This is a genomic window from Pseudomonas sp. YY-1, assembly GCF_002843095.1.
In the GTDB taxonomy this organism is placed as follows: domain Bacteria; phylum Pseudomonadota; class Gammaproteobacteria; order Pseudomonadales; family Pseudomonadaceae; genus Aquipseudomonas; species Aquipseudomonas sediminis_A.
Genome location: NZ_PJLX01000004.1, coordinates 309869 through 331906, shown reverse-complemented (window position 1 = coordinate 331906; position 22038 = coordinate 309869). Strand labels below are relative to the sequence as shown.

General features: G+C 59.1%; 22 protein-coding genes, 1 tRNA gene and 2 pseudogenes. 8 read left to right on the top strand and 17 right to left on the bottom strand.

The features are described from left to right. Positions 1-38 precede the first annotated feature (38 nt). From gltS to CXP40_RS23655, 6 genes are read right to left on the bottom strand one after another with little or no spacing between them, the layout of a single operon-like run. On the bottom strand, positions 39-1259 hold the full coding sequence (gltS, locus tag CXP40_RS08425; RefSeq protein ID WP_010563430.1) for a sodium/glutamate symporter: 1221 nt from the start codon (positions 1257-1259) through the stop codon (positions 39-41). 15 nt (positions 1260-1274) lie between these two features. After that, positions 1275-2054, bottom strand: coding sequence for an enoyl-ACP reductase FabI (fabI, locus tag CXP40_RS08420; protein ID WP_010563431.1), 780 nt, complete (start codon positions 2052-2054; stop codon positions 1275-1277). Beyond that, positions 2051-3259 (bottom strand): acetate/propionate family kinase, encoded by a 1209-nt coding sequence (locus CXP40_RS08415; protein ID WP_003464233.1) that lies wholly within the window; start codon positions 3257-3259, stop codon positions 2051-2053. The genes fabI and CXP40_RS08415 overlap by 4 nt, the downstream gene beginning before the upstream one ends. Continuing rightward, positions 3256-4188, bottom strand: coding sequence for a phosphate acetyltransferase (locus CXP40_RS08410; RefSeq protein ID WP_003464230.1), 933 nt, complete (start codon positions 4186-4188; stop codon positions 3256-3258). Before CXP40_RS08410 ends, CXP40_RS08415 begins: the two co-directional genes overlap by 4 nt. Continuing rightward, positions 4185-6734, bottom strand: coding sequence for a DUF3141 domain-containing protein (locus tag CXP40_RS08405; protein WP_003464227.1), 2550 nt, complete (start codon positions 6732-6734; stop codon positions 4185-4187). Before CXP40_RS08405 ends, CXP40_RS08410 begins: the two co-directional genes overlap by 4 nt. Positions 6735-6773: 39 nt before the next feature. Next, entirely contained in the window at positions 6774-6923 is a 150-nt protein-coding gene (locus tag CXP40_RS23655) for a hypothetical protein (protein ID WP_153336801.1), read from the bottom strand. Between the two features lie 58 nt (positions 6924-6981). Here CXP40_RS23655 and CXP40_RS08400 point away from each other — a divergent pair, with 58 nt between their 5' ends. Continuing rightward, positions 6982-7548 (top strand): phasin family protein, encoded by a 567-nt coding sequence (locus CXP40_RS08400; protein ID WP_003464225.1) that lies wholly within the window; start codon positions 6982-6984, stop codon positions 7546-7548. Between the two features lie 34 nt (positions 7549-7582). Here CXP40_RS08400 and phaR read toward each other — a convergent pair whose 3' ends face one another. Then, a complete protein-coding gene (gene phaR, locus CXP40_RS08395) occupies positions 7583-8107 on the bottom strand; it encodes a polyhydroxyalkanoate synthesis repressor PhaR (protein WP_010563433.1) in 525 nt (174 codons plus the stop codon). Positions 8108-8407: 300 nt separating this feature from the next. Here phaR and CXP40_RS08390 point away from each other — a divergent pair, with 300 nt between their 5' ends. From CXP40_RS08390 to CXP40_RS23945, 4 genes and pseudogenes are all read left to right on the top strand, one after another. After that, positions 8408-10330: a triacylglycerol lipase gene (locus CXP40_RS08390; protein WP_231998077.1), complete on the top strand. Its 1923-nt coding sequence runs from the start codon at positions 8408-8410 to the stop codon at positions 10328-10330. Continuing rightward, a complete protein-coding gene (locus CXP40_RS08385) occupies positions 10327-11361 on the top strand; it encodes a DUF4105 domain-containing protein (protein WP_003464218.1) in 1035 nt (344 codons plus the stop codon). Before CXP40_RS08390 ends, CXP40_RS08385 begins: the two co-directional genes overlap by 4 nt. Then, the gene (locus CXP40_RS23820) at positions 11361-11525 is read left to right on the top strand and encodes a hypothetical protein (protein ID WP_010563435.1); all 165 of its coding nucleotides are present in this window, start codon (positions 11361-11363) and stop codon (positions 11523-11525) included. Before CXP40_RS08385 ends, CXP40_RS23820 begins: the two co-directional genes overlap by 1 nt. Positions 11526-11844: 319 nt before the next feature. Next, positions 11845-12246, top strand: a pseudogene (locus CXP40_RS23945) (very short patch repair endonuclease); the annotation flags it as partial. 338 nt (positions 12247-12584) lie between these two features. Here the strand turns inward: CXP40_RS23945 and CXP40_RS08375 are convergent. After that, on the bottom strand, positions 12585-14666 hold the full coding sequence (locus CXP40_RS08375; RefSeq protein ID WP_003464215.1) for a S9 family peptidase: 2082 nt from the start codon (positions 14664-14666) through the stop codon (positions 12585-12587). A gap of 89 nt (positions 14667-14755) precedes the next feature. On the opposite strand from CXP40_RS08375, the gene CXP40_RS23650 reads away from it, so the two are divergent. Together CXP40_RS23650 and CXP40_RS08370 are read left to right on the top strand one after the other, a co-directional pair. Next, entirely contained in the window at positions 14756-14914 is a 159-nt protein-coding gene (locus CXP40_RS23650; protein ID WP_153529665.1) for a hypothetical protein, read from the top strand. A gap of 164 nt (positions 14915-15078) precedes the next feature. After that, positions 15079-15234 (top strand): annotated as a pseudogene (locus CXP40_RS08370) (IS21 family transposase); the annotation flags it as partial. 407 nt (positions 15235-15641) lie between these two features. Here the strand turns inward: CXP40_RS08370 and CXP40_RS08365 are convergent. The 6 genes from CXP40_RS08365 to CXP40_RS08345 form a co-directional block, all read right to left on the bottom strand. Then, entirely contained in the window at positions 15642-16604 is a 963-nt protein-coding gene (locus tag CXP40_RS08365; protein ID WP_003464213.1) for a site-specific integrase, read from the bottom strand. Between the two features lie 233 nt (positions 16605-16837). Continuing rightward, positions 16838-17086, bottom strand: a complete 249-nt coding sequence (locus CXP40_RS23645) for a hypothetical protein (RefSeq protein WP_157831682.1) — start codon at positions 17084-17086, stop codon at positions 16838-16840. A 227-nt stretch (positions 17087-17313) separates the two neighbouring features. Continuing rightward, on the bottom strand, positions 17314-17640 hold the full coding sequence (locus CXP40_RS08360; RefSeq protein ID WP_045107818.1) for a hypothetical protein: 327 nt from the start codon (positions 17638-17640) through the stop codon (positions 17314-17316). Between the two features lie 54 nt (positions 17641-17694). Continuing rightward, entirely contained in the window at positions 17695-18090 is a 396-nt protein-coding gene (locus tag CXP40_RS08355) for a hypothetical protein (protein WP_003464209.1), read from the bottom strand. A 3-nt stretch (positions 18091-18093) separates the two neighbouring features. Continuing rightward, the gene (locus tag CXP40_RS08350) at positions 18094-18819 is read right to left on the bottom strand and encodes a phage antirepressor N-terminal domain-containing protein (RefSeq protein ID WP_003464201.1); all 726 of its coding nucleotides are present in this window, start codon (positions 18817-18819) and stop codon (positions 18094-18096) included. Between the two features lie 4 nt (positions 18820-18823). Next, positions 18824-19309, bottom strand: a complete 486-nt coding sequence (locus tag CXP40_RS08345) for a hypothetical protein (RefSeq protein ID WP_003464199.1) — start codon at positions 19307-19309, stop codon at positions 18824-18826. A gap of 96 nt (positions 19310-19405) precedes the next feature. On the opposite strand from CXP40_RS08345, the gene CXP40_RS08340 reads away from it, so the two are divergent. After that, positions 19406-19660: a helix-turn-helix domain-containing protein gene (locus CXP40_RS08340; RefSeq protein ID WP_003464196.1), complete on the top strand. Its 255-nt coding sequence runs from the start codon at positions 19406-19408 to the stop codon at positions 19658-19660. Here CXP40_RS08340 and CXP40_RS08335 read toward each other — a convergent pair. The 3 genes from CXP40_RS08335 to CXP40_RS08325 all read right to left on the bottom strand — a co-directional run bounded on the left by CXP40_RS08335 (position 19657) and on the right by CXP40_RS08325 (position 22038). Beyond that, positions 19657-19962: a hypothetical protein gene (locus CXP40_RS08335; RefSeq protein WP_038664426.1), complete on the bottom strand. Its 306-nt coding sequence runs from the start codon at positions 19960-19962 to the stop codon at positions 19657-19659. The two genes, CXP40_RS08340 and CXP40_RS08335, sit on opposite strands and share 4 nt — an antisense overlap. A gap of 491 nt (positions 19963-20453) precedes the next feature. Then, positions 20454-20529 (bottom strand) — tRNA-Thr (locus CXP40_RS08330). 294 nt (positions 20530-20823) lie between these two features. Further along, the gene (locus tag CXP40_RS08325) at positions 20824-22038 is read right to left on the bottom strand and encodes a methyltransferase (protein ID WP_106733389.1); all 1215 of its coding nucleotides are present in this window, start codon (positions 22036-22038) and stop codon (positions 20824-20826) included.

Below are 22038 nucleotides of genomic sequence, written 5' to 3'. Positions count from 1 at the left end.
TGGACGAAGGCGAGCAGAGTACGCCCCATGAGGATGTCTCAGATGCCGCTCATCAGGCTGATGATCAGTGCATTGACGATATCGATGAAGAAGCCGCAGACCAGCGGAACGATAATGAACGCCTGGTGCGCGGCTCCGTAGCGCTGAGTAACTGCCGTCATGTTGACGATGGCCGTTGCAGTTGAACCCAGGGCGATGCCGCCGAAGCCGGCGGCTATCACGCTGGCTTCGTAGTTGCGGCCCATACAACGGAAAACCAGCAATACGGTATAGAGGATCGTCAATGTTATCTGCAATGTCAGGGCTGTGACGACGAAGACCAGAACACCGCCTAACTGCCACAACTGCAGTCCCATCAGCGCCATGACTAGAAACATACCCAGGCAGATATCGGATATCAGCGCCAACCCTTGGCCGGCTCCGCTCCAGTGCTTGATGCGTTGACCGCCGATGGCTGCTTGCAACAGGTTACGAATGACGATCCCGGCCAACAGGCAACTGACAAACGAGGGGAGGGTGATTCCGCTGTTGAGCAGCAGCAAGTTGAAGCCGTGGCCCAACATCAGCGTCATGTTCAACCACATCCAGGCCCACAGGATGTCGTAATGGCTGATGGGGGCGGAGATGTCTGCCGAGGTTGCTGGTACTCCAACTTCCAGGTCTGAATCGCGAGAGGGGGTTAAGGCGTGGCGGCGTATCAGGTAGTTAGCGATCGGCCCGCCGATACAGCACGCTGCGATCAACCCCACTGTGTTACTGGCAATACCTAGCTCCATGGCATTTTCGATGCCCAATTGCTCGGTGAACAGCGGTGCCCAGGCCAGGGTGGTACCGACGCCGCCGGTGAGCGAGATCGAGCCGAGCATCAGGCCGGCTCTGGGATCCAGGCCGAAACCGCTGGCCACGCCCATACTCAGCAGGTTCTGCAAGACGATGAACACGCTGGCGAGTACCAGCAGAATTAGCAGCGGGCGGCCACCCTTGACCAGGTTGCGGATATCCGACTTCAACCCGATGCCTGCGAAGAAGTAGAGCAGCAGTACATCGCGTACCTCCAGGTCGAAGACCACTTCGATATCCAGTATGTAGAACAGAACGGCGGTAACAGCGGCACAAAGGAAGCCACCGAGCACTGGTTCTGGAATGCTGTAGCGGCCTAGTGGTTCGTAACGCTGTGCGAGCCTCTTGCCCGCGAACAGCAGCATGATCGCCAGAGTAAAACTGACCAGCCCCTCAACGAGAAAGGTATTGTCCTGCATGAAGAGTCCTTGCGGTTAGCCGAGGATGTTCAGGCCGCCATCGACGAAGTGGACGCCGCCAGTTTGGCCCTGACTGGCATTACTGACCAGCCATGCGCACAGACCGCCGACTTCTTCCAAGCTGACTAGGCGGCGCAGGGGCGCGCGATGGGTAGAGGTTTGCAGCAGGTGATCAAAGTCTTTCAGCCCGGATGCTGCTCGAGTCGGCATGGGGCCGGGGGAAATGGCATGCACGCGGATGTTGTGTGGCCCCAGCTCGGTGGCCAGGTAGCGCACACTTGATTCCAGGGCGGCTTTGACTGGGCCCATCAGTGCGTATCCTTCGATCGTTTCCTGGGCTCCCAAGTAACTCATGGTTACCAGACTGCCGCCCTGGGGCATCAACGGCTCGGCCAGGTGCGCCATGCGGATGAAGGAGTGGCAGGAAATGTCCATGGCCTGCTGAAAGCCGCTGCTGGAACTGTCCAGCAGGCGGCCGCGGATTTCCTCTTTGGGTGCGCTGGCCAGGCAGTGTACGACGAAGTCCAGTGATCCCCATTGCTCTGTAATGTGCTCGAATAGAGCCTCTAGCTCGCCGGGCCGGGTGACGTCCAGCGGCATCCGCACGCTGGCTTGCACCTGTTGCGCCAGGGGCTCGACATGCGCCCTGGCTTTCTCATTCAGCCAGGTGATGGCCAGTTCCGCGCCCATTTCATGTAGCGCTTGGGCACAGCCCCAGGCGATCGAATGGGTGTTTGCGATGCCTACCACCAGGCCGCGCTTGCCAGCCAGGGACAGACTTTCTTTGATGCTCATGGGTGTTGCTCCTGATACAGGTGCCAGCTATGGCGCGCGATGATGCTCTCTTCGTCGGTGGGGATGACCCATACTGATCGGGTGCTGGATGTACCGGATATAAGCTCGGCGTTGCGTCGGTTCGCCGTGTCGTCTAGCTGCAGCCCGAAGAGCGGCGCGAGATGCTGTAGTACCTGGGCACGCAGCTCAGCATCCTTCTCGCCGATACCGGCCGTGAATACCAGTGCGTCCAGTCCGCCCAGGCATGTGGCAAGCCGACCGACTTCCTGGGCGATACGGTAGGCGTAGTAGTCGATGGCCAGGGCCGCGCGCGGCTCGTTGCTGGCGCGTAGCTTGCGCATGTCGCTGCTGACCCCGGATATGCCGAGCAGGCCGGATTGTCTGTACAGCAGTTTTTCCAGCTCATCAACAGATATGCCTTGCCCCAGCAGGTACAGCAATACGCCTGGATCCACGGCGCCGCAGCGGCTTCCCATGGGTAAGCCGTCGAGAGCACTAAAACCTGTTGTCATTTCGATGCTGCGGCCAGCTTCGATAGCGCAAAGGCTGGAACCATTGCCTAGGTGAGCGATGACCAGCTTGCCAGTAGCGAGCTCCGGTGTTTTGTCGATTAGGCGCTGGCTGACGTATTCGAAGGACAGGCCATGAAAGCCGTAACGGCGTACGCCCTGTTCGTATAGCGCGTAGGGCAAGCCGAAGAGTTGACTGATTTCATTGCGTCCAGCATGGAAAGCCGTGTCGAAGCAGGCGATCTGGGGCAGTTGAGGGTCGTGCTCGAGCGCGGCATGGATTGCCGCGAGGTTGTGCGGTTGATGCAGTGGTGCCAGAGGCTCCAGCGTCTTCAGACGTGCCAGTGTAGTGTGATCCACGCGCACCGGTGCGCTGAAATCCATGCCCCCGTGCACCACACGATGGCCGATCAGCACCGGTGGGCGATCCTGTAGGCCTTCTTCAAGGACACGATAGATCTGCTGGAAGGCCGCCTGCATATTGGCAATCTGTTCCGGCTCGAAACTCGTGTCCTGCATTATCGTTCCGTCGGCCATGACGACCTGTAGACGTGGCGCCACGCCAATCCCGTCCAGCTTTCCGCGCGCCAGCAAGCGAGGTTGATCTTCGCCCCGGCGACCGGAGAATAGGCCGGTCTTAATGCTCGAAGAGCCTGCGTTGACGGTGACGATGAGTTCGTCCTGAACAGGGCTCATACAGGTATCCCCAGGCGAGCGCGCCGTGCTTCGGCAAGTAGCACGGCCAGCCCACAACTGGCGATGCGCGCTCTTGGACTGTCAGCGCGGCTGGTGAAAACAATAGGTACTCGGGCGCCAAGGACGATGCCAGCAGCTTCGGCTCCGGCTAGATAGATCAGCTGCTTGGCGAGGATGTTGCCCGCTTCCATGTCCGGTACCAGCAGGATGTCCGGGTCGCCGGCGACTTCTGAGTGGATACCCTTGACCCGCGCGGCTTCGGCGTTGATCGCATTGTCGAAGGCCAGTGGCCCGTCGAGCAGCGCGCCGTCGATCTGTCCGCGCCGGGACATGACCACCAGTGCGGCGGCCTCCAGGGTTGAAGGCAGCTTGGCGGTGACGGTTTCCACCGCCGACAGCAGCGCCACCTTGGGCTGTTCGATGCCGAGAGCGTGCAGCATCTGGATCACATTGCGGCAGATGTCGGCCTTGTCTTCCAGGCCGGGGAAGATGTTGACCGCCGCGTCGGTGACGAACAGCGGCTTGTGGTAGCTGGGCACGCTCATGGCGAACACATGGCTGAGGCGCCGTTCCGTGCGCAGACCGTTTTCGCGGTCGGCCACGGCATGCAGCAGTTCATCGCTGTGCAGGCTGCCTTTCATCAGCAACTCGCCACGGCCTTGGCGGATCAGGGCGACACCACGCTCGGCGGCGGCGTGGCTGTGTGGCACGTCCTCCACGGTCAGCCCGTCGATATCCAGACCGGCTTCGCTGGCGGTTGCCGCAATCTTCTGGCGCGGGCCAACCAGAATCGGTGTGATCAGCCCGGCCTGGGTGGCCTCCAGCGCCCCGCGTAGCGCGTTCGCCTCGCAAGGATGCACGACGATGGTGGGCAGCGGGCCAATCTCGGCGCAGCGGTTCAGCAGCGCCTGGTAGTGATCCAAGCTCATTCGGCGTTGCCTCCCTTGTCCGGGCTCGCGAGGCCAGGTGCGGGCGCGGAGCGGGTTGCCTTGATGCGTGCTGGTTTTTCCGGCGCGGCCACTGGGCTCCTGCTCCGGGTCGCTGCCGGGGGCGGGCTGGCATCAGTCTGTGCCTGCGCCTTGGCAGGCCGGGCGGCATTTTTCTTCCTTGGTCGCGTGGCGGCCTTGGACGTAGGGGCGTCCGCCTCGGGGAGGCGCAGGCTTGCCTGGATTTGCTCTGGCGGGCTGTCCACCGTGATGAGTGGCACGGATGGTTGGGCGAAATCCGGCAATGGGTGTTCGAGCAGATCATGCAACCGACGCCAAAGATCACCCACGGCACCCTCGGCGTACAGCAACTCAGGCACGAGGTGCGTGGCGGCTGTCAGGACGACTTCACGCTGGCTGGCCTTGGCTAGCAAAAGGGGCAAGGTGTTCAGGCTTTCCTCGGGGTGGGCGAAGACCAGTAGATCCTGCAGGCGGACGCTGTCACGTACGGCGAGAGGGTCGATGCCGAGCTGTTGCGAGAGCGTGCGAGCGCGCTGGGCGAGCTCTTCGATGCGTTCTTTGCCGAACCTGCCGCTGGCACGTGCGAGCAGGCAGAAAATGCGAATGAGCGCTTCCCGCTCCCCACCCTGGAGAAGCGAGTCGTGCAGATGCTCGATCAGAGCCTTGTCCCGTTGTTCTATGTGGCTCTGTTGCGAGCGCGGTGCTTGCCCTCCGGTCAGGGTGCTCAGCCCGCCGTAGAAGCTGTGGAAGAGCAACTCCTGGGATGCATCGCGGATGTCGCGATAACCATCGAGCTGGGCCTCGATGACGCTGGAGAATACCTCTTGCCAGGCAAGCAGGGGGTTGTTGGGGGATGCCGGGCGGCGATTGGTGCGGGTCAGGGCCGCGCTTCCCGCCAGCCACCAGAGGGCTGGATTGAGGCTGCTCCAGACGATCTGCTGCTGGTGAAATGGGTGGCTCTTGCGCAGGGATTCGGCGAGTGGTTCGTTGATCGCCCTGCGCATCCAGGGCCGCACGAACCAGTCGTAAAGCGTGCTGTTGAGTCCGGAGACGCGGTCGACCAGGGCGAATTCACGCTCGTCGCTTCGGCCATCTTCATCGTGGGCGAGAATATCGGCGATACGCCGGGACTCGAAATGTACCTGATACGCCTGGTCACCACTGGGGGATGCCGGTAGATCGTCGATCATCAACTCGTACAGGCCAGGCGACAGCAGGGCGATGGCATCGATGGCGCCGAGCAGCTGCCGGTGTTCGCGCCGGGCGACCTTGCCGGAGACGAAGATGCCCAGGTGGCCGATGCTGGCATGCTGCAGGTAGACGATGGTGCGTCCGGCGCTGCGCAGTGCCAGGTCGCTGGGGTAGACGTCGGCTATCCAGTTCAGTGCCTGCTGCGGCGGAGTGATGTTGTCGCCGTACGAGCAGAACACCACCACGGGCGCCTCGATGCGTTTCAGATCGATGCCGCTCGTGCGACCGGAACCGCCGGCCAGGCGGTTGCCGATGAACAGGTCGTCGACGATCACCTCGATCTCCTCGCTGTTGAGCAGGGTCGGGCTGCCCCACCAGCGTTCGAAATCGAGAAAGCGCGGGGTTTCGGCGTCGACGTCGCGGAACAGGTTGTAGTACTTGCTCCAGTAGGTGTTGGCCGGGTTCAGGCTCTCGAAGTTGCTGACCAGCCAGGTGCCGTCGAAGCGGCCGTTGCCCAGGTCGCTGCCCAGGCGGGTCATCCAGGCGCCGCCGAGCAGGCCGCCGGCATAGCGCATCGGGTTGCGCCCGTTGACGCCGGCCCAGTAGGACAGCGGCGCACCGTTGACGATCACCAGGCCCGGCAGTTCCGGACGTGCCGCCGCCAGGCCCATCAGCGCCCAGCCGGCCTGGCAGTTGCCGATCACCACCGGCTTGCCGGCCTCGGGATGGCGCGCGCTGACCGTTTCGATATAGCGGGCTTCGGCCTCGGCGATGTCGAGCAGGGTCTGGCCGGGCGCGGGGGCATGGCTGAAGGCGATGAAATAGGTCGGATGCCCGGCGCGCAGGCTTTCGCCAATTTCGGAGTCTTGCTTGAAGCCGCCGATGCCGGCGCCATGACCGCCGCGCGGATCGATGACGATGACCGGCTGACGCGTGGCATCGCTTGGCTGGTCAGCCGTTGGAAGGATGCGCAGCAGGGAATAGTTGACCGGATGAGGCAGGTCGTGGCCGTCGATCAGCACCTCGTAGGGAAACTTGAGCAGCAGGGGATAGCCGGCGCGCTCGTGGGCCAGGGTATTGTCGCCACGCTGGCGCAGTGCATCCCAGAACAGCAGGCCGCGTTGCCCGCAGTCGACCAGGTATTCCCAGCAGTCTCCCGGGCTGGGGGCACGCAGGCGACCTTCGTTGAGGGGCGCGAGCAGGGCCGCATGGCGTTGGCCGAAGGCATCGAGCATAAGCTTGCCGTGCAACTGCTGCAGACGGCTGAGGTGTTCGAACAGATTATGGAATGAGGAAAAGCTGTCTTCTCGCTTCGCAAAAAAACTTTCCTGGCTCATGAGCATTTCCTATCTCGGTGGCGTGCTAAAGGCCTGCGCTCAATCCTCCCCTTGGAGAGGCTGCATGGCGTTAAGGCTAGGTTTATAGCGAATCGCTGCGGCTTGGGCAAAATTTTTTTGCAGTGCAAAAAAGCTCTTGCGATCTTTTTTGTGCGGTGCAATATTATGCTGGCGCGGCAGCTCCATCATGGATGGCTTTCGCGTGTCAGGCCGTAGGTGGCCTTCCCCATTGCCAGGAGATCCGACCATGTCTTTTTTCGATTCGGAAAAACTGCAAAGCGCACAGAAAGCCAACCTTGACCTGCTGCAGCAGATCAGTGGCAAGGTATTCGAGAGCGTCGAGCAGCTCAGTCAGTTGCAATTCAAGGCGCTACGCGCTTCCAGTGGCGAGCAGTTCGACAGCTTGCGCAAGCTGCTGTCAGTGCGTGACCCGCAGGCCTTCGCCGAGTTGCAGGCGTCCTTCGCTCAGCCGGCAGCCCAGGCGGAGCGCCTGCTGGAGTTCAATCGCGAGGTGTACGATCTGGTCTCCAGCACGCAGGCGGATATCGCCAAGCTTGCCGAGCGCCAGGTCGAGGCGGGCACCAAGCAGGTGCGGGAACTGGTGGACGTTATCGCCAAAAACGCCCCGGCGGGTGCGGAACCGGCGGTAGCCGTGCTCAAGTCGGCACTGGAAAGCGCCGGCAGTGTCTATGAAAGCGCGCAGAAAGCCGCCAAGCAGGCAGCCGAGATCGCTGAGAACGGCATCGCTGCCGCCGCTTCCGCGGCCGGTCAGGCCACTCGTGAAGCCGGCAAGGCTGCGGGCGGGCGCAAGTAAGGCAGGGCGGCCGTGTCACGGACGGTGATGAGTTTCATTGCTCATCACCGTCTTTTTTCGTCTGCCTGAAATTGCCGGGTGGGATGCCGCCGAACATACCGAATAGGTTCTGGGTGCCCAAGTAGAGCTTCTTCGACTGTTCTACGTACTGGCTCATCATCTCCTGCATGACGGGCACCTGCTTGTGCATAAAGTCGCTCCAGGCCTGTGAGGATTGCACCCCGGTCTGGGTCTGGATTTCGATCACAGTCTGGATGCTCTTTTCCAGATAGTTGCCGAGCATGCCCTGGAATGGGCCATAGAAACGGATGATGCCCTTGAGCATATCGCTGGAGAAGAGCGGCTCGCCGTCGCTTTCCGCTTCCTGAATGATCTGCAGCAGGATGCTGCGAGTCAGATCCTCGCCAGTCTTGGCGTCGACCACCTGGAACGGTACTTCGTCGATGACCAACTGGCGGATGTCGGGGAGGGTGACGTGGGTGCTGGTATGGGTGTCGTACAAACGGCGGTTGGCGTATTTCTTGATCAGGCGTGGGGCTCTGTGGCCGTCATCGGACATGTGTAGCGTCTCATTATGAGTCGGAGTGTCTGTGGCAGGTATTATCTCAGGCCTCTCCCGGTGTAGATATATTGTTAATGCGGGGATAATTGGTTGTTTTAGTTTTTCGGATATAAGGCCGTAAGATATTCGCAGATACTTACTTGGGGCTGGCATCTACCGCCAGCAGAATCACTTCGCGCTGTATCAGTCGAGATGGCGTCTGAACCATATGCGGATCGTGATGATCCGCGCCATTTCCGACGTAATGGGTATCTACCGATTGTGAGCTCTTCAACTTATACCACCACTTCGTTCACTGTGAGTCGTTCACTGCGTTGCTTTCCGTCAGTCCTGCTGGTTCTAGTGCTGGCCGGGTGTGCAGGGGTCAAGGTCACGGCGGTCAGCAACAATGATTACCTGGCCCAGCGCCGCGGTGATGTGTTGACCACCGGCAACCTCAGTGCTTCGGCGGTTGCTGCCCTGCAGGTCGTGGGCAGTGATGAGAAGCGCTGCCTTGCTGACCTGCCGGCCTGCCGCGAGGCGCTGGACAGCACAACGGGGTTGCGTGACGAACAGCGGCTTTCCACGCTGGCCGAGCTGTGGCTGAAGGAAGCCCAGGACGGCGGCAAGGTGATGGCGGCGGAGGCCCGCACCGATGCCTACCTGGAGAGTGCCCGGTATGCCTACGCCTACCTCTTCCTGACCACCCGCACACCGAGCCAGCGCGCCCTGGAAGACCGGCAGACGCAGGTGCGCGACTACTACAACTTTTCGGTGCAGCAGGCGCTCGTCGAGGTCTTCGATCGCTACCGTGGACGGCCACCATCACCCGAGGACACTCAGGGTAATTTCCGCCTCAAGACCGGGCGCTGGACGATCGGCGGGCGCATGACCGATGTGAGGCTGGCCGATGACCGCCTGTTGCCGAAGGAGCTGATTCCGGCTGCGTCCCTGTCCTTTGGCGGGTTGCGCAACCAGTACCGTCGGGATGGACTGGGTGCCGAGTTGGTAGCGGTGACGGCCAAGCGCGTGGTGAGCAAGGGGAGCGATGAAATACCCTGGAGCGAAACCCCCTTCCCGGCGATTACTGCCGTGGCGCGCTTTCCCGGGGAGACCCTGGAGCAGGTGTTGTCCACCTATCAGGTGGAAGTGATCGGTTATGACCCCTACCGGCAGGATTCGGTGGACATGGCAGGTGTGCAGGCGCCCCTGGCGGCCAACTTCACGTCGGGCTATGGCCTGTGGCTGGCGCGTTCCGGGTTTGCCCGGCAGTCCCTGCTGACTCTGGTCGGACGCGGCGAAGTGTTGGAACGCCCCCATGTCTACCTGCTGCAGCCGTTCGATCCCGACCGGCGCATCGTGGTCATGCTGCATGGCCTGGCCAGCAGCCCGGAGGCCTGGATCAACGTGGCCAATGAAGTGCTGGGCGACGAGGAACTGCGCCGCAATTACCAGATCTGGCAGGTCTACTACCCGACCAACCTGCCGCTGGCCGTCAACAATCAGGCCATCCGCGAGGCCATCGAGCAGACCTTGGCGAATTTCGATCCGCAAGGCACGGCCAAGGCCAGCCACGATATGGTGCTGGTCGGGCACAGCATGGGGGGCGTGTTGTCACGGCTGATGCTGTCCTCATCGGGTGACCAGTTGTGGGATGCCATGCTGGGAAGTTACGGGATGCAAGGCGCGCGCCTGGAAAAAGCCCGGGCGAAGCTCGGGCCCTACCTGTATTTCGAGCCATTGCCTCAGGTGAGCCGGGCCGTATTCGCTGCGGCGCCACACCGGGGTACCCCGTTTGCCGAAAATCGCGTGTCGCGCTGGGCCGCAGGGCTGGTGAAGATGCCGGTGTCGATGTTGAACCGTTTCAAGGAGGTTGCCCAAGTGCTGGTTGACCCCAATGCGGCGGCACCGGTCGCGTTGGTGCGCCCCCTCAACAGCATCGACAACCTGAGCAACCAGGACCCCTTCGTCAAGGCCGCAGCCGACCTGCCCATTTCGCCACGAGTGCACTATCACTCGATCATCGGCAACTACACGCCAGACCTCGAGGTCCTGCTGTCCAGTGACGGCGTGGTGCCGTACGCCAGCTCGCACCTGGCTGGCGCCGACTCGGAGCTGGTCGTGCCATCGTGGCACAGCGTGCAGGAAACACCGCAGGCGATCATCGAAATTCGCCGCGTGCTGCATGAACACCTCACCGGCCTGGCCAGCCCCAAGGTGGCTACGGTACGAGCGCCATGAACGGGCTGTTGGGTCTTCTCCTGCGCAGTGTCCTCGCGCTGTCGTTTTTTCTGATCATGGCCTGGGGCGTGCTGGCGCTGTTCTACCAGACTGGAGGGCTGGCAACCTGGGTGCTGATTGCGGGCTGGTGCCTGCTTGGCTGCATTCTGCAGGTTCTGCTGTGGCGCGGGCGTCCCATACTGGCGCTTGTCGGTCAGGTGCTTGTCTTCGCCGCGTTGCTGGTCTGGTGGACAAGCCTGGAACCGTCAAACCAGCGTATCTGGGCTGGTGATGTCGCGCAGATGACCCAGGGCGAGCTCGTGGGCAATCAGCTCATCCTGCACAATGTGCGCAACTTCAACTGGCGCAGCGATGATGACTATGACGTTGCCTGGGAAACACGTCGCTACGATCTCGACCAGCTCGCCTCGGTCGACCTGATCACCTCCTATTGGGGCATGCCGGCCATCGCCCATGTTCTGGTTTCTTTCGGCTTCACGGATGGGCGTTTTCTGACGTTCACCGTTGAGGTGCGCAAGGAGCAAGGCGAGGCCTATTCGGAGATTGGTGGTTTCTTCAAGCAGTTCGAGTTGAGCATCGTCGCCACTGACGAGCGTGATGCCTTGCGCGTGCGCACCAACGTGCGCGGCGAAGACAGCTATCTCTATCGTATTGCTATGCCCGACGAGGCGATGCGTGCGTTGCTGCTCTCCTATGTGCAGCAGGCCAACGCCCTGGTCGATCAGCCGCGTTTCTACAACACCATTACGGCCAACTGCACCACCATCGTTTTCGACATGCTGCAGACGATCATTGGCGGACTGCCGGTCGATTACCGTTTGCTGCTGACAGGCTACCTGCCGGCCTATGTCATGTCGGTCGGTGGCCTGCAGGGTGGCTACAGCCTCGATACGTTGCGTCAGCACGGGCGCTTTACCGAACGGGCACGGATGGCCAACGATGCGAGCGATTTTTCCAGGCAGATCCGGCGCGGAGTGCCCGGCTGGGTGTCTCCCACCGATACCAGCCACAATGATGAAGGCAGAGACTGATGCGAGAACTTGAAGTGATGATTGGCCTGATCGGCCTGGGATTCCTGCTCCTGATGGTCGGCTACAGCCGGCGGGAACGGGACAGTGGTGTGCTGGTGATGGCCACAGGGATAGTGGTGATGTTGGCTACCATTGGTTACAAAATCTACATTGAGCTGAGGTAATGAACCATCCTGCACTCGTTGTTTGTTAGTTTTTGCAGCAGAGCGCCCGTTCCGTGAGCTTAAGTCGGGGCGGAGGCTCTCGATGGGGTATTGGTGAGCTAGTTTTGAATTTCGATAAAGTAGCCTGATGACTTTACCAATGGGTGATGTCGCTTGGGTTGCCACAACTATGTCGAACCGTCTACCGTCCCCGAATGAAGTGAATCCCTCACCCAGGCCACCCGGCCCCGCGAAGAGGTCCACCACCTGAATGGCGTGGTCGAGCTCACCTGTAGGGTCTGTGGGCGTACTATCGAAAAGATTCTTTTGGCCTTGAGTCATGGACATAGTCAGTAAGGAAGTCAGGTCTCGCATGATGGCGGGCATTCGGGGCAGCAACACGTCACCAGAAATGAAGGTCCGACGCCTGCTGCATCGGCATGGTTTCAGGTATCGCCTGCACCAGAAGGATCTTCCTGGAAAGCCTGATTTGGTGCTTTCTCGCTATCGTGTCTGCATTTTTGTTCACGGTTGCTTTTGGCACAGACACCCCGGATGTCGCTACGCTACTAGCCCCAAGACCCGGTTGGACTTCTGGCAGAGAAAATTTGACCAGAACGTCGCCCGAGATACCAGGAACAAGGCTGTGTTACTGGCATCGGGGTGGCGGGTGATACAGCTGTGGGAATGTGGGATACGTGCACCTGATGCCGAGATAATCTGGGTCTTGGATGCAATCCGTAATTCTAATCAAAAAACGGTCTCTTGGCCTGACCTCTCGACGGAACTTGCTCCATATCGCGGCGTGGTGACGTCATCCACACCGCATAGCCAGAGCCCGGCCCACATTCACCAGGTCAAGCTAGATCAACCGATTTCCGTTTTTGGGGTGCAGCGCGACTTGATCCACGTCCCGATATGGGAGCCAGAGCCCAGCGGGCACACCATCGAGAAAGACCACACCGCCTAAAGAATCGTAAGCCCAGGCTTATGTGTGTATTCCAGTGATGCTGACACCCAGCTCCAGCGATTGCGCCCTCGCACTGAGCCAATCGAACTCTCAACGCACCAGATGGCGCGCTAGCCTGCGGGGCGTACCTGAAACTCCGGGGCGGCTCTTCCTTTCAGGTGCAGATCCATCCAGCGCAGCAGGTAGTGAATGCTGAGACCACGGTGGCGCGCGTCATTACTTCCTCTAATAACGTGCCCCGCACCCTCGAATTGAATCAGTGCAGTGGGCACTCTCAGGTGCTTAAGCAACTTGAACATCAACTCGCTGCCTACGGATGAAGGCGTTCGATAGTCTCTGGTTCCACTCATGAAAAGCGTAGGCGTCGAGACGTCGAGCCCATGAGTTATCGGCGACCGAGCCTTATCCTTTTCATCCAGCCAGGGATATTTATCGGGGTCTGCCATGTCAGGCTGATCGCCCAAGAACCAATAGAGCGAATTATCCGCAACGCTACTGATCGAAACGGCAGCGCCGAATCGGTTCGTGTGGGTTATGGCCCAGTCCGTCAGGATCGCGCCTGCTGAACCACCTGCGATGCCGATTTTTTCTGCATCGATCTCATGGTGGGCAAGCACGTAATCCACGCCCGCCATCGTGTCATCATACTCAGGCCCTGGCCATTCTCCGGCGAGGCTGCCGGCAAAAACTTGGCCGTATGACATGCTGCCTCGCGGGTTCACATACAAGACGAAATAGCCAGCAGCAGCCATGGCCTGGATATCTCCGTCAAAAGCGCTGCTCCACCAGCTATATGGCCCGCCGTGCGCCCATACGATCAGGGGATACCTCTGCGAGGCAGTGAGCATCGGTGGCTGATGCAAGTAGCCATGAATTGTTTCGCCGCCTGGGCCTTCGTATGTGATTTCTTCAGGGGCAGTGAGCAGCAATTCATCTCGAATATGCCGATTGATCTCGGATATCTGCATGCCGGTACCATCAGCAACCTCATAAAGCTCAGGCGGGCTTACGAAGCTAGAGGCGACAGCAATCAGCCGATTGCTTTCCTGAGCTAGATGAAAACTCTGTACCACGTGGCGGCCAATCCATAGTGGCCGAACCTTCTGGGTCAGGATGTCCAACTCGATCAGATTGGCGTTGCCCGCGTCGCTTTTGATACTGATCAGTCGGCGATCATCCCGCCACATCAATCCATCACCGCCCACCTCACGGTCATAGCCCACGGTTATGTTGGTAGTTTCGCCAGTAACCATATCCATCACGAAAACATCATCTTGGGCGAAGTCCGACGGGGCTTCTGGATTGCCCATTGAAAAGGCGACCTTCGAACCGTTGGGGCTGAGGTAAAGCTGCGGAGCCGCTTCCATGTCTGTGCTGGTTCCCGGCACCTTGAAAGGCCTAACCACGCTCTGCTGGCCATCAATTAGGGCAACACTGCGCAAAGTAGACGTGCCTGCGCCGTAATAGGCTTCCATCGTATCGTTCGTGGTGAACAGGATAGAGCGGCTATCGACAGACCAGAATGCCAACGTGGCTGCTACAGACGCCTGCGTCAGCTGTCTTGGGGTCTGCGTGCCACAGTGAGAGTCGACCGCCACCACCCAAATTTGGGGCAAAGAGGCAGTACCGCCCCCTACTTCTTCAGATCGGAAATCGGCCCGTGTGATTATCCTGACCCCAGGCGGCGGCACGGGCGCCTGAGCGATGGCTACAGCCGAGGTGAAGGCAATGTTTTGACCATCAGGTGACCATCGATAGTCGTTAACGCCGTTCTCCAGATCGGTCAGTGAACAGACCAGGCCTCGTGTCAAATCCAGGACATGAAGCTGCGTCGCTCCCTCATCGGCTCGAAGGAACGCCAGCTTCGAACCATCAGGCGACCAGGCAGGCATGCTGTCATCATGCTGATCAGGGAAAAGTTTCGAAGCGCGTCGTTCCTTCAGACTCATCTTCCAGAGCGCGCCCTCCCGCTGATCGCCATCACCGTTCAGTTCGGTTACTTGGAAAATTAGTGTTGTCCCGTCGGGAGAAATGGCCAGCTCGCCGAGTTCTTTTACCCTGGCGATATCTTCGGTTTTGAATATCCGTTTTTCTGTGGCTTGTGTTGAAGCCACTAGGTGAGAAGTCGACATCAACCCTGCTATGCATATGGCCAAGCTGGCAAGCTTGGATGTTATCCAGACGTGGGCCATTGAGCACTCCTGGCTTCATGGCTCGCTGGTGAAAGAGCCGCTGGCGTAAAGCCTACCATCACCTGCAACCTGGGTGATCACCGCTATCGATGAGCGATGCCGTCCGCTTAAAAAACGAGGACTTAATGCAGGAGTTCGGAAGGTGGCTTGGCCGAACGTTTACTGGCCTTGCGCTGCATTACGTCAGCATCGGTGCAACCGAGATCGGCATAGACATTTTTGCTGCCTTCCTCAATCAATTGCGGTGACCTACAGGACGTGAGAGCAGACAGTTTAGTGCTTGAGGGATGGGTCAGAATCACCAGCAAAGTGGCTCACAATCACTGGAATGGAGGGACAGAACCATCAGCGCGAGTGGGTCAGAACCCCCGGAATAACGTGTCAGAACCTCAAGCGCCCACACCGTAAATTGACATGTCGCCAGGCATTAAAAGCTGATGCGCTGCACCCCAAATCGCAACGGCGTGCCGCCAAAGTGCTGTTAGCGCAGATCAAGCCTGAAGGGTACGTGGGGAGCAGCCTACTCACTGCGTTCATCCGCGCCTGGCGCGGTCAGCAAGGCATTGCTGGTGATACTGGTCAACGGCACAGATGATCCTATCAATTCCGTAGAGGGCGGAGACGTTGGCTTCTGGGGGATGAGCGAGCGAGGCTAGGTGATTTCAGCGCAGGTGAGCGAGAGCTACTTTGCTCGACTTGCTGGATATACACAGCCTGCACTAGTCCAGCGTATTCCGGCTTCCAGGTGATGCGAGCGAGCCCTAGCCTGAGCTATTCCAGTGGCAGGAGGCTAGGACGGCAAGTGTGGAGCTGGTGCCCATCCACGGTGGTGGTCACAAGGTGCCACAGCCATACTTCCCCGGCCCCAGAGTGCTTGGCCGCAATAGCTCATTCAATAGCCCCGAGCATGTCTGGAGATTTTTCATGCGAGCTATAGATCCCTGCGACTAGGGGCCACTCACAGCAGTCACGTGGCTACGACTGCGGAGCAGGTAGGATCTTGCCTGCTTGCCGTTGCTTCATCTCCGTATACCAATGGCCCCGGGTTGCGGCGGGAAATTCGATTGCTCCCAGAATGCGCCCCTGACCATATCGAGGTGGCTTCTGCGGCTGGCGAATGCTCGCCAAGACGGCGCTCTCTGCGGGGCGTACATGTGATTTCATGCCTGCGCCCAGTCGGCCATCACCGTACACGCTGATCGACGAGATGGACTGGTGCCCCATGATGTAAGCCATGCTTTCTGGGCTTTCTCCGGATGCTTTCAGAATTGATCCCATCTGGTGCCGGAAGCTTTTCAGCGTTGGCTGCTTTTTCCTCTTGGGCCAGAGGCGTCGGCACTCCTTGCGCAGGCAGTCTCTGATGGCGGTATTAGTGCGTGGGCACCCGGCCATCCACTGCGCGGCCCATTCCACCAACTTCAGCGTTCTTGGTTTGTCGATTACCAAGGTGCGGTCAGCGCCACGGTGCAGTTCAGCCGATTTCTTGCCTCCAATGATGTGCACGTGGTTGCCGGAGATAGTGATCGTGCGCATCTCGCATGGGCGTACACCGAGGCAATAAGCGAGCACCAGTGATGCGGCTTCGTCGAGATTGCCGCCTGCGCGCAGGTGCTGGTGCAGCAATTTAAAGTCTTCGAAGGGGACTTTCCGAATCTGCCCCGGCTTGGGCTTTTTCACTATCTGACTGCCTGGTGCCGTGACCGGGTTGACCAGCGCTCTGATGGTGTTTGCTGCCTCGATGTTTCGCCGGGCAAGCTGGTCATTCATTAGGGTGTTCTTGAGGGTGCTGAACGCATTCGGTCGATAGTCCGGTGCACAGGCAAGCAAAGCTGCGCAGATCTGCGCCGAAGATGGATCGTCCTCACCGCAGTGAGACCGATAAAAGTTTTGTGCCCGGGTTTGGTACCGCTGCAAGGTCGTAGGTTGCATCGCTGTCATCTCTCTTCTTGTTGTTTTGATGACAAAGCTAAGCCGCTTCGCGAACGGCGTTGTGTCAGCTCGAACTCCACTGAAACACTCCGCAGCCGCTCCGTTTTTCTCGTTACGTCCGAACTGCCTCAACGCCCCCTTACTCGCGGCGCGAGTAAGGGTTGCGCGCTCTCACTCACGCGACCCGCTTCATCTAAATTCAGCGTGCGCCGTGAGCAAAAGCGCGCGCAAGCGTTTTGTCATCAAAATCGAAGAGCAGCCAGCGCCATGGCGCTGAAAGGACGAGCCGGGGTAGCGCGAAGCGGTGCGTGGCTGGCGTGTCGAAATGGGGTATTCAAAAATGCTAGCCACGCAGTGGCGATTTGGTTATGAAAAAAGTCGCCGAAGTCAGTGTTTTCAAGGGTTGTAGCGATAATATAACCAAAAAAAGGAGTGCCAGTTTTGGCACGCTGAGCGCCATAACTGGCCAGCTCGGTGTCGGTTTGGGCCACTTTCAGCGCCGTATTGGGCACTCAAACTGCCGCTAGCGGCACGACCCCGAGTGTCGCAAAGTCATGGTGCGACATACACGGTGTATCGTTGCGACATGGCCAGCGTGTCGCAGCGTATCTGTGCGACAGTCCACGTGTGTCGCATAGGGGTTCCGCGACACTCACTGAGTGTCGCAGTGCCTCCTGCGATACGCAGGTCATGTCGCATCGGCTATCCCATCGCACTGCTAGTGCAGCTGCCATGGCTCTGGATACTCCATAGTTAGCATTCGATGCAGATAGTCATCCAGCGATTGCGCACCTTTTAAAATGTTGAAGCTGAGGATTACGTAGAAGCTGCCACTTAGCGTGTGCAGCACCCAAAACGGCCCCTCTCGCTCAGCCTGAACGATGGCTGATGTATGAATGTAGGCACCGTCACTGAAACGATCAGCTCTCACATGCCGGTAAGTGATCCCGTAGCCGCTTGATCCGCGAATATAGGCATCAGTCAGGTATCCGGTGACGGGTCTGCTGAAAGGAAGGTCTTCGACCTGCTCCAGCAGCTTCTGCAAGACTGGGTGTGTATACATGGCTATGTCGACAGATCAGTAAATGTGTTGGCTCGATCAGAAAATGCTCGCAACGGCGTCTGCGCTGACCTGGATGCGCGTGCCTGGTCCTAGAAGCAAGTAGGCTGTATTGAGCGTTCTGAAATGGAACTCCTCGTGATGGTGCAGAAGCGACGTTCGGACGAAGTCTCCGACATCCCACCGTCTTTCACTGTCGAAGATAACCGTGTGTGCATAGACCAGAGCAGGTTGTCGTCGGGTCTTTGCCAGTTGTAGGCGCTGGCTTTCAGTGACATCCAGATCAAGCCACCGCCAGTTCCGCACCAAGCAATAGCCGCCATAAACAAAATGCTGCCGTGCATAGGCCATGGCCTCAGTGTCGTTCATGCCACTGCCGCTCATCGGCTCGCCTGCTGAATACAGCAAGTCCGCCATTTCCCTAAGTGTGGCCATGGTCTAAGGCTGTTCGTGCTGAGCGCTGCTATGGTGGTGCTCCTCAAGCTCAATGCTGCACAACAGGGCCGCAAAGTCCGAGTCGAGCAGATGAATGCGCTGAGGGCGGGCATCCACGATGGATTTGATGATCGCGTCGACCCGTTGTGAAACAGGCATCTGGCTTGGCGATTTCGAGCGGTCATGCTGATAAATGATCGTGCTGAGCGAAGCGACGGCTCCACGCAACTGGTGCTCCTGCGCTTCAGCAATTTCAAAACCGTTTTTCGCACTGAATTGGTCGGAGAGCTCTTTGAGCACGGCTTTGCGGTTTCCTGGCTCAGCCTGTTGCGCTCGCCAGTTCAGAATCCGCTTCAGCACCGCAGGTGCTGCCGTTGCAGTTGGCGGTGTCGGCCCTGCCAGCGGTGTGGGCTCACCAAAGAAATGTGCGCGCAACTGATCGAGTCGCATGCGGGCGCCGGGGGAAACCTTGCGCGAGCTAAGGCTTTTCAGCCAGAACTCGAATTCCGACTGCGGCAGGCACAGCATTCGTTTCAGCAGTGGTTCCCCAGGCAGGGCAACGTCATGCTCGGTCGGGCTGTAGCGAGGGGGCTGCAGTTTGGCGGCTTGAGCATGCCAGTTAAGACCCATAGCTTCGCAAATGGGGCGTATCGGCCAGTAACGCTCATTGTCGCTGCTGATCAGACTTGGAATCGACAGTCCCTGGATTTTGATTTTGGTGGCGCGCATCGGATTACTGTCCTCCCGGAGCTGCATGGTTGGGGGAAGTGGCCGGTGGGTGTTGATGCTGTCTGCTGAGGATCTTGTGCATTGTTTGCGTGGCTTCATCAGAGTCCATCCACTTCAGCCATGTCTCGTAGACGTGGGGTTTGGTCTGTTGCAGCCTGGAAATCTTGTTGGCGCTAGCTTCAATGGTTCGGCAAGCATCTCGGAATTGCACGGCATCTGTTCTGCTATCTGAATCCAACTGGTCAAGAATCAGATCGATGAAGTCAGCAGATAGCTGCATTGGTAAGTAGTACAGCGGTGATCCTGAGTCGGGATCCTCTTTAATTAAGAGCTCGTTTTCCCAGATCGAAGCTGCAGCTTTAGCCAGGGTGGTGGGTGCGCTGAACGCGCAGAGCAGTGAGCCAAGTTCGATCTTGGTTTGCTGTGTTTTCTTGTCGATCAAAAACAGGATTTCCGAATTGCTCGATGGTGTCTTGGTGAGGGTATCCATGAATGGCTCCGTGAACCTTTATCCAGATAATCTGTAAATCAGATATCTGTAGATTAGATATACCCTTGCCGGATTGTCAAGCGTGAGGTGTACCCGTTGGAAAAGTCGGTGTATCGGGATGAGAACCTGGTGCTGCTCAGACTGCTAAAGCAGTGTCGAGTGGAAGCTGGTTTGACCCAGGCGCAATTCGCCCAAGCGCTGGAGCGCCCACAGTCGTTTGCTAGCGATATCGAGCGCGGCTTGCGCCGGATTGATCTCGTCCAACTGCGGGATATCTGCCACGCGCTGAACATCGGCCTCGTCGAATTCGTGCAGCGCTTCGAGACCGAGTTAGCGCGTAAGGACGCTTAAGGCTGGAGCAGATTTTCTGCTTTGCTGCGTTCGCATGCTGCCGCGTACAGCGCAGCCGCATCGGAGCACAGCAGCCGTAGTGCCATGATGCAGTCCAGAAGCAAATGGTTTTCCAAGGTGTTCAAGTCACTTGCACTGGAGAGTGCGTGGAGCATGCCGACTGCGGCGTTTTGGCGAAGCTGGGCTTCATCATGCAGTTGGCCGGAGGTGACGTCAGTGCGAACAGTGAACAGGCCATTAAACGCGTCGAGGGCTTGGGGCACTGAGTCGGTGGTGCCCGAAGGGATGTTGGTCTGCGGCATAGGGTGACCTCTAGAGTTTTAGAGAGGCCACCACCTTTCGCTTCCACACGAAGGGTGGCGGCTGCATGCGGGTGTGGAAGACCGAGACTCTAGGAACTCGGCGCGCCGAAGCGCCCCGCATGCAGCCACCATGACACAAGAATCCTCTGGCGCTGTGTTCCTGAAGCCAGGTCTGTCGACCCGCCCAATCACCCTATGCTGCCCGCAGAGGCCCTGCAAGGTGGCACTTTACGGGATATCGGCGAAAAAGGCTCTGACCATGAGTAGCCTTCAAGATGCTGGTAATGCCTAGATTTTGATGGCGGGGGATGTGATGCGGAGGGCGTCATCGGTGATGGCGGATGAAATAGCCCGATGAGCGGTCGTAAGACTGGCGCAGATTTTTTCTAACCGAGTGGTGGTGTGGTGGCAAATCCCTACCCCAATCCTACCCCAAGCCGAATTTCAGGCACAAAAAAGGGCTACGCTTTCACGTAACCCTTTGATTTGTATGGTGCCGGCACCAGGAGTCGAACCCGGGACCTACTGATTACAAGTCAGTTGCTCTACCAGCTGAGCTATACCGGCTAGGTGGGGGCGCCATTATATCCATTCGTCGGCCTGAGTAAAGCCACCTTCGTGCCAGGTTTTTCCGGGCTCGGCTATCAGCAGCTTTTGGCTTATGCACAAAGAGAAGGCGCGCGCGACGGTGGCGCACCGGCTCTGTGCGTTCGATCACTATTTTTCGCAAGTTATTGTTTTTGCTAGGGCTTCGAAGGCTGTTCGAAAAATGATCAGATGTCTACGAAGCAATTACCAAGTGGCTTTGCAGCATTTCCCCAGAAAGGATCAACAGAGTTATCCACAGCTTCTGTGTGCAACTCAGGCGCGCTCGGCCAGTAGCAGCAGGTTGCGCGGGCTCAGTTGGTAATCGCAGAAGATGCTTAGCTTCACGTGGTAGCCCTGCTCCTGCAGATACAGGGCGCGGTCGAGCAGTAGCCAGAGTTCCAGTGGCCGGCGGAACAGATTGCGCAGCAACTCCAGATTGCGCACTTCGGCCAGGCGTTGCCAGCCGCGAGCTTCCAATGCCGGCCAGTCCTGCTCACCGGGCAACGGCACGTCGCGCAGCTTGGCGAGGTCATGACAGAAGTTGGCGAAAGGTTTGCTGAACCAGTCGCTAGACAGCGATGGTGTTGGCAGATATTCATCGATGCCACGTAGCTGGCGTTGCAGCAGGTCGAAAGCCAGGCGCCAGGCCATCGATTGATTGCGTTGTCTGCGCACGCGAGCACCGGCGGTGACGGTTTCGCTCAGTGGTAGGCCGAGATCGTCACGTGATAGCTGCAGGCTTGAGCCCTGCGCCGCTGCTGACAGCGGCTGGTACTGCATGCCGGCGATACGGTTGTAGCAGCAGGGCGCGACCGCCAATTGGGTGCAGCCTTTGCGACTGGCCAGTTGCAGCAGGCGCACGTGCAGGTCGCCGCAGGCGTGCAGGGCCACGGGCGTGTGCTCTTTGTGCAGGCGCTCGCTGCAATCATCGGCCAGTACATCTTGCTGGAGATGTGCGGCAGCCAATCCCAGGCGCTTGCTCAGTGCGCTACCGGACTCGATCAGTGCCGGATCGTATTCCAGGCAGGTCAGATGCTGGTCACCCTGAGTCAGCCAGCGACCGAGGTGGCCTTTGCCGGAGCACCAGTCGAGCCAGTGCGTGGGGCGCTGGCGAAACTGCAGATGGTTCGCGAAGGCTTGGATCTGATCCAGCTTTCTGCCGGGTACATCGACGCTGAAGGTGTGCGCACGCGGAGGACTGTCCTGGCTTGGAATCTCGCCCAGCTGGCTAAGCGCTTGCGCTTGGTGGGCCAGCTCAGGAAAGGGCGCTGGTGCAGAGAGGGCGAAGGGGCTGTTGTCGCTGGCCTCGGCCTGTTCCAGGGAGCGGCTGCGCAACCAGGCGGCTAGCTCTGGCAGCTCGCTTTCCCATGGCAGTTGCAGGTAATGAAACGGCCGAGGACGCCAGAGCGCCTGATGCTGCAGAAGAAAACTGTCCAAGGCCTGGAAGCGAGCGAGCAGATCGCCTGAGGTAAGAATGGGCTCGGACAT

What these genes read in the sequence shown, in the direction of transcription:
- CXP40_RS08365 (WP_003464213.1), bottom strand. Translation starts at nt 16,604, where the DNA reads ATGACAGCGATGCAACCTACGACCTTGCAGCGGTACCAAACCCGGGCA.
- CXP40_RS08350 (WP_003464201.1), bottom strand. Translation starts at nt 18,819, where the DNA reads ATGCGCGCCACCAAAATCAAAATCCAGGGACTGTCGATTCCAAGTCTG.
- phaR (WP_010563433.1), bottom strand. Translation starts at nt 8,107, where the DNA reads ATGTCCGATGACGGCCACAGAGCCCCACGCCTGATCAAGAAATACGCC.
- CXP40_RS08345 (WP_003464199.1), bottom strand. Translation starts at nt 19,309, where the DNA reads ATGGATACCCTCACCAAGACACCATCGAGCAATTCGGAAATCCTGTTT.
- CXP40_RS08385 (WP_003464218.1), top strand. Translation starts at nt 10,327, where the DNA reads ATGAACGGGCTGTTGGGTCTTCTCCTGCGCAGTGTCCTCGCGCTGTCG.
- CXP40_RS08400 (WP_003464225.1), top strand. Translation starts at nt 6,982, where the DNA reads ATGTCTTTTTTCGATTCGGAAAAACTGCAAAGCGCACAGAAAGCCAAC.
- CXP40_RS08410 (WP_003464230.1), bottom strand. Translation starts at nt 4,188, where the DNA reads ATGAGCTTGGATCACTACCAGGCGCTGCTGAACCGCTGCGCCGAGATT.
- fabI (WP_010563431.1), bottom strand. Translation starts at nt 2,054, where the DNA reads ATGAGCATCAAAGAAAGTCTGTCCCTGGCTGGCAAGCGCGGCCTGGTG.
- gltS (WP_010563430.1), bottom strand. Translation starts at nt 1,259, where the DNA reads ATGCAGGACAATACCTTTCTCGTTGAGGGGCTGGTCAGTTTTACTCTG.
- CXP40_RS23655 (WP_153336801.1), bottom strand. Translation starts at nt 6,923, where the DNA reads ATGATGGAGCTGCCGCGCCAGCATAATATTGCACCGCACAAAAAAGAT.
- CXP40_RS23820 (WP_010563435.1), top strand. Translation starts at nt 11,361, where the DNA reads ATGCGAGAACTTGAAGTGATGATTGGCCTGATCGGCCTGGGATTCCTG.
- CXP40_RS08415 (WP_003464233.1), bottom strand. Translation starts at nt 3,259, where the DNA reads ATGAGCCCTGTTCAGGACGAACTCATCGTCACCGTCAACGCAGGCTCT.
- CXP40_RS08325 (WP_106733389.1), bottom strand. Translation starts at nt 22,038, where the DNA reads ATGTCCGAGCCCATTCTTACCTCAGGCGATCTGCTCGCTCGCTTCCAG.
- CXP40_RS08405 (WP_003464227.1), bottom strand. Translation starts at nt 6,734, where the DNA reads ATGAGCCAGGAAAGTTTTTTTGCGAAGCGAGAAGACAGCTTTTCCTCA.
- CXP40_RS08375 (WP_003464215.1), bottom strand. Translation starts at nt 14,666, where the DNA reads ATGGCCCACGTCTGGATAACATCCAAGCTTGCCAGCTTGGCCATATGC.
- CXP40_RS08335 (WP_038664426.1), bottom strand. Translation starts at nt 19,962, where the DNA reads ATGCCGCAGACCAACATCCCTTCGGGCACCACCGACTCAGTGCCCCAA.
- CXP40_RS23650 (WP_153529665.1), top strand. Translation starts at nt 14,756, where the DNA reads ATGAGCGATGCCGTCCGCTTAAAAAACGAGGACTTAATGCAGGAGTTC.
- CXP40_RS08355 (WP_003464209.1), bottom strand. Translation starts at nt 18,090, where the DNA reads ATGGCCACACTTAGGGAAATGGCGGACTTGCTGTATTCAGCAGGCGAG.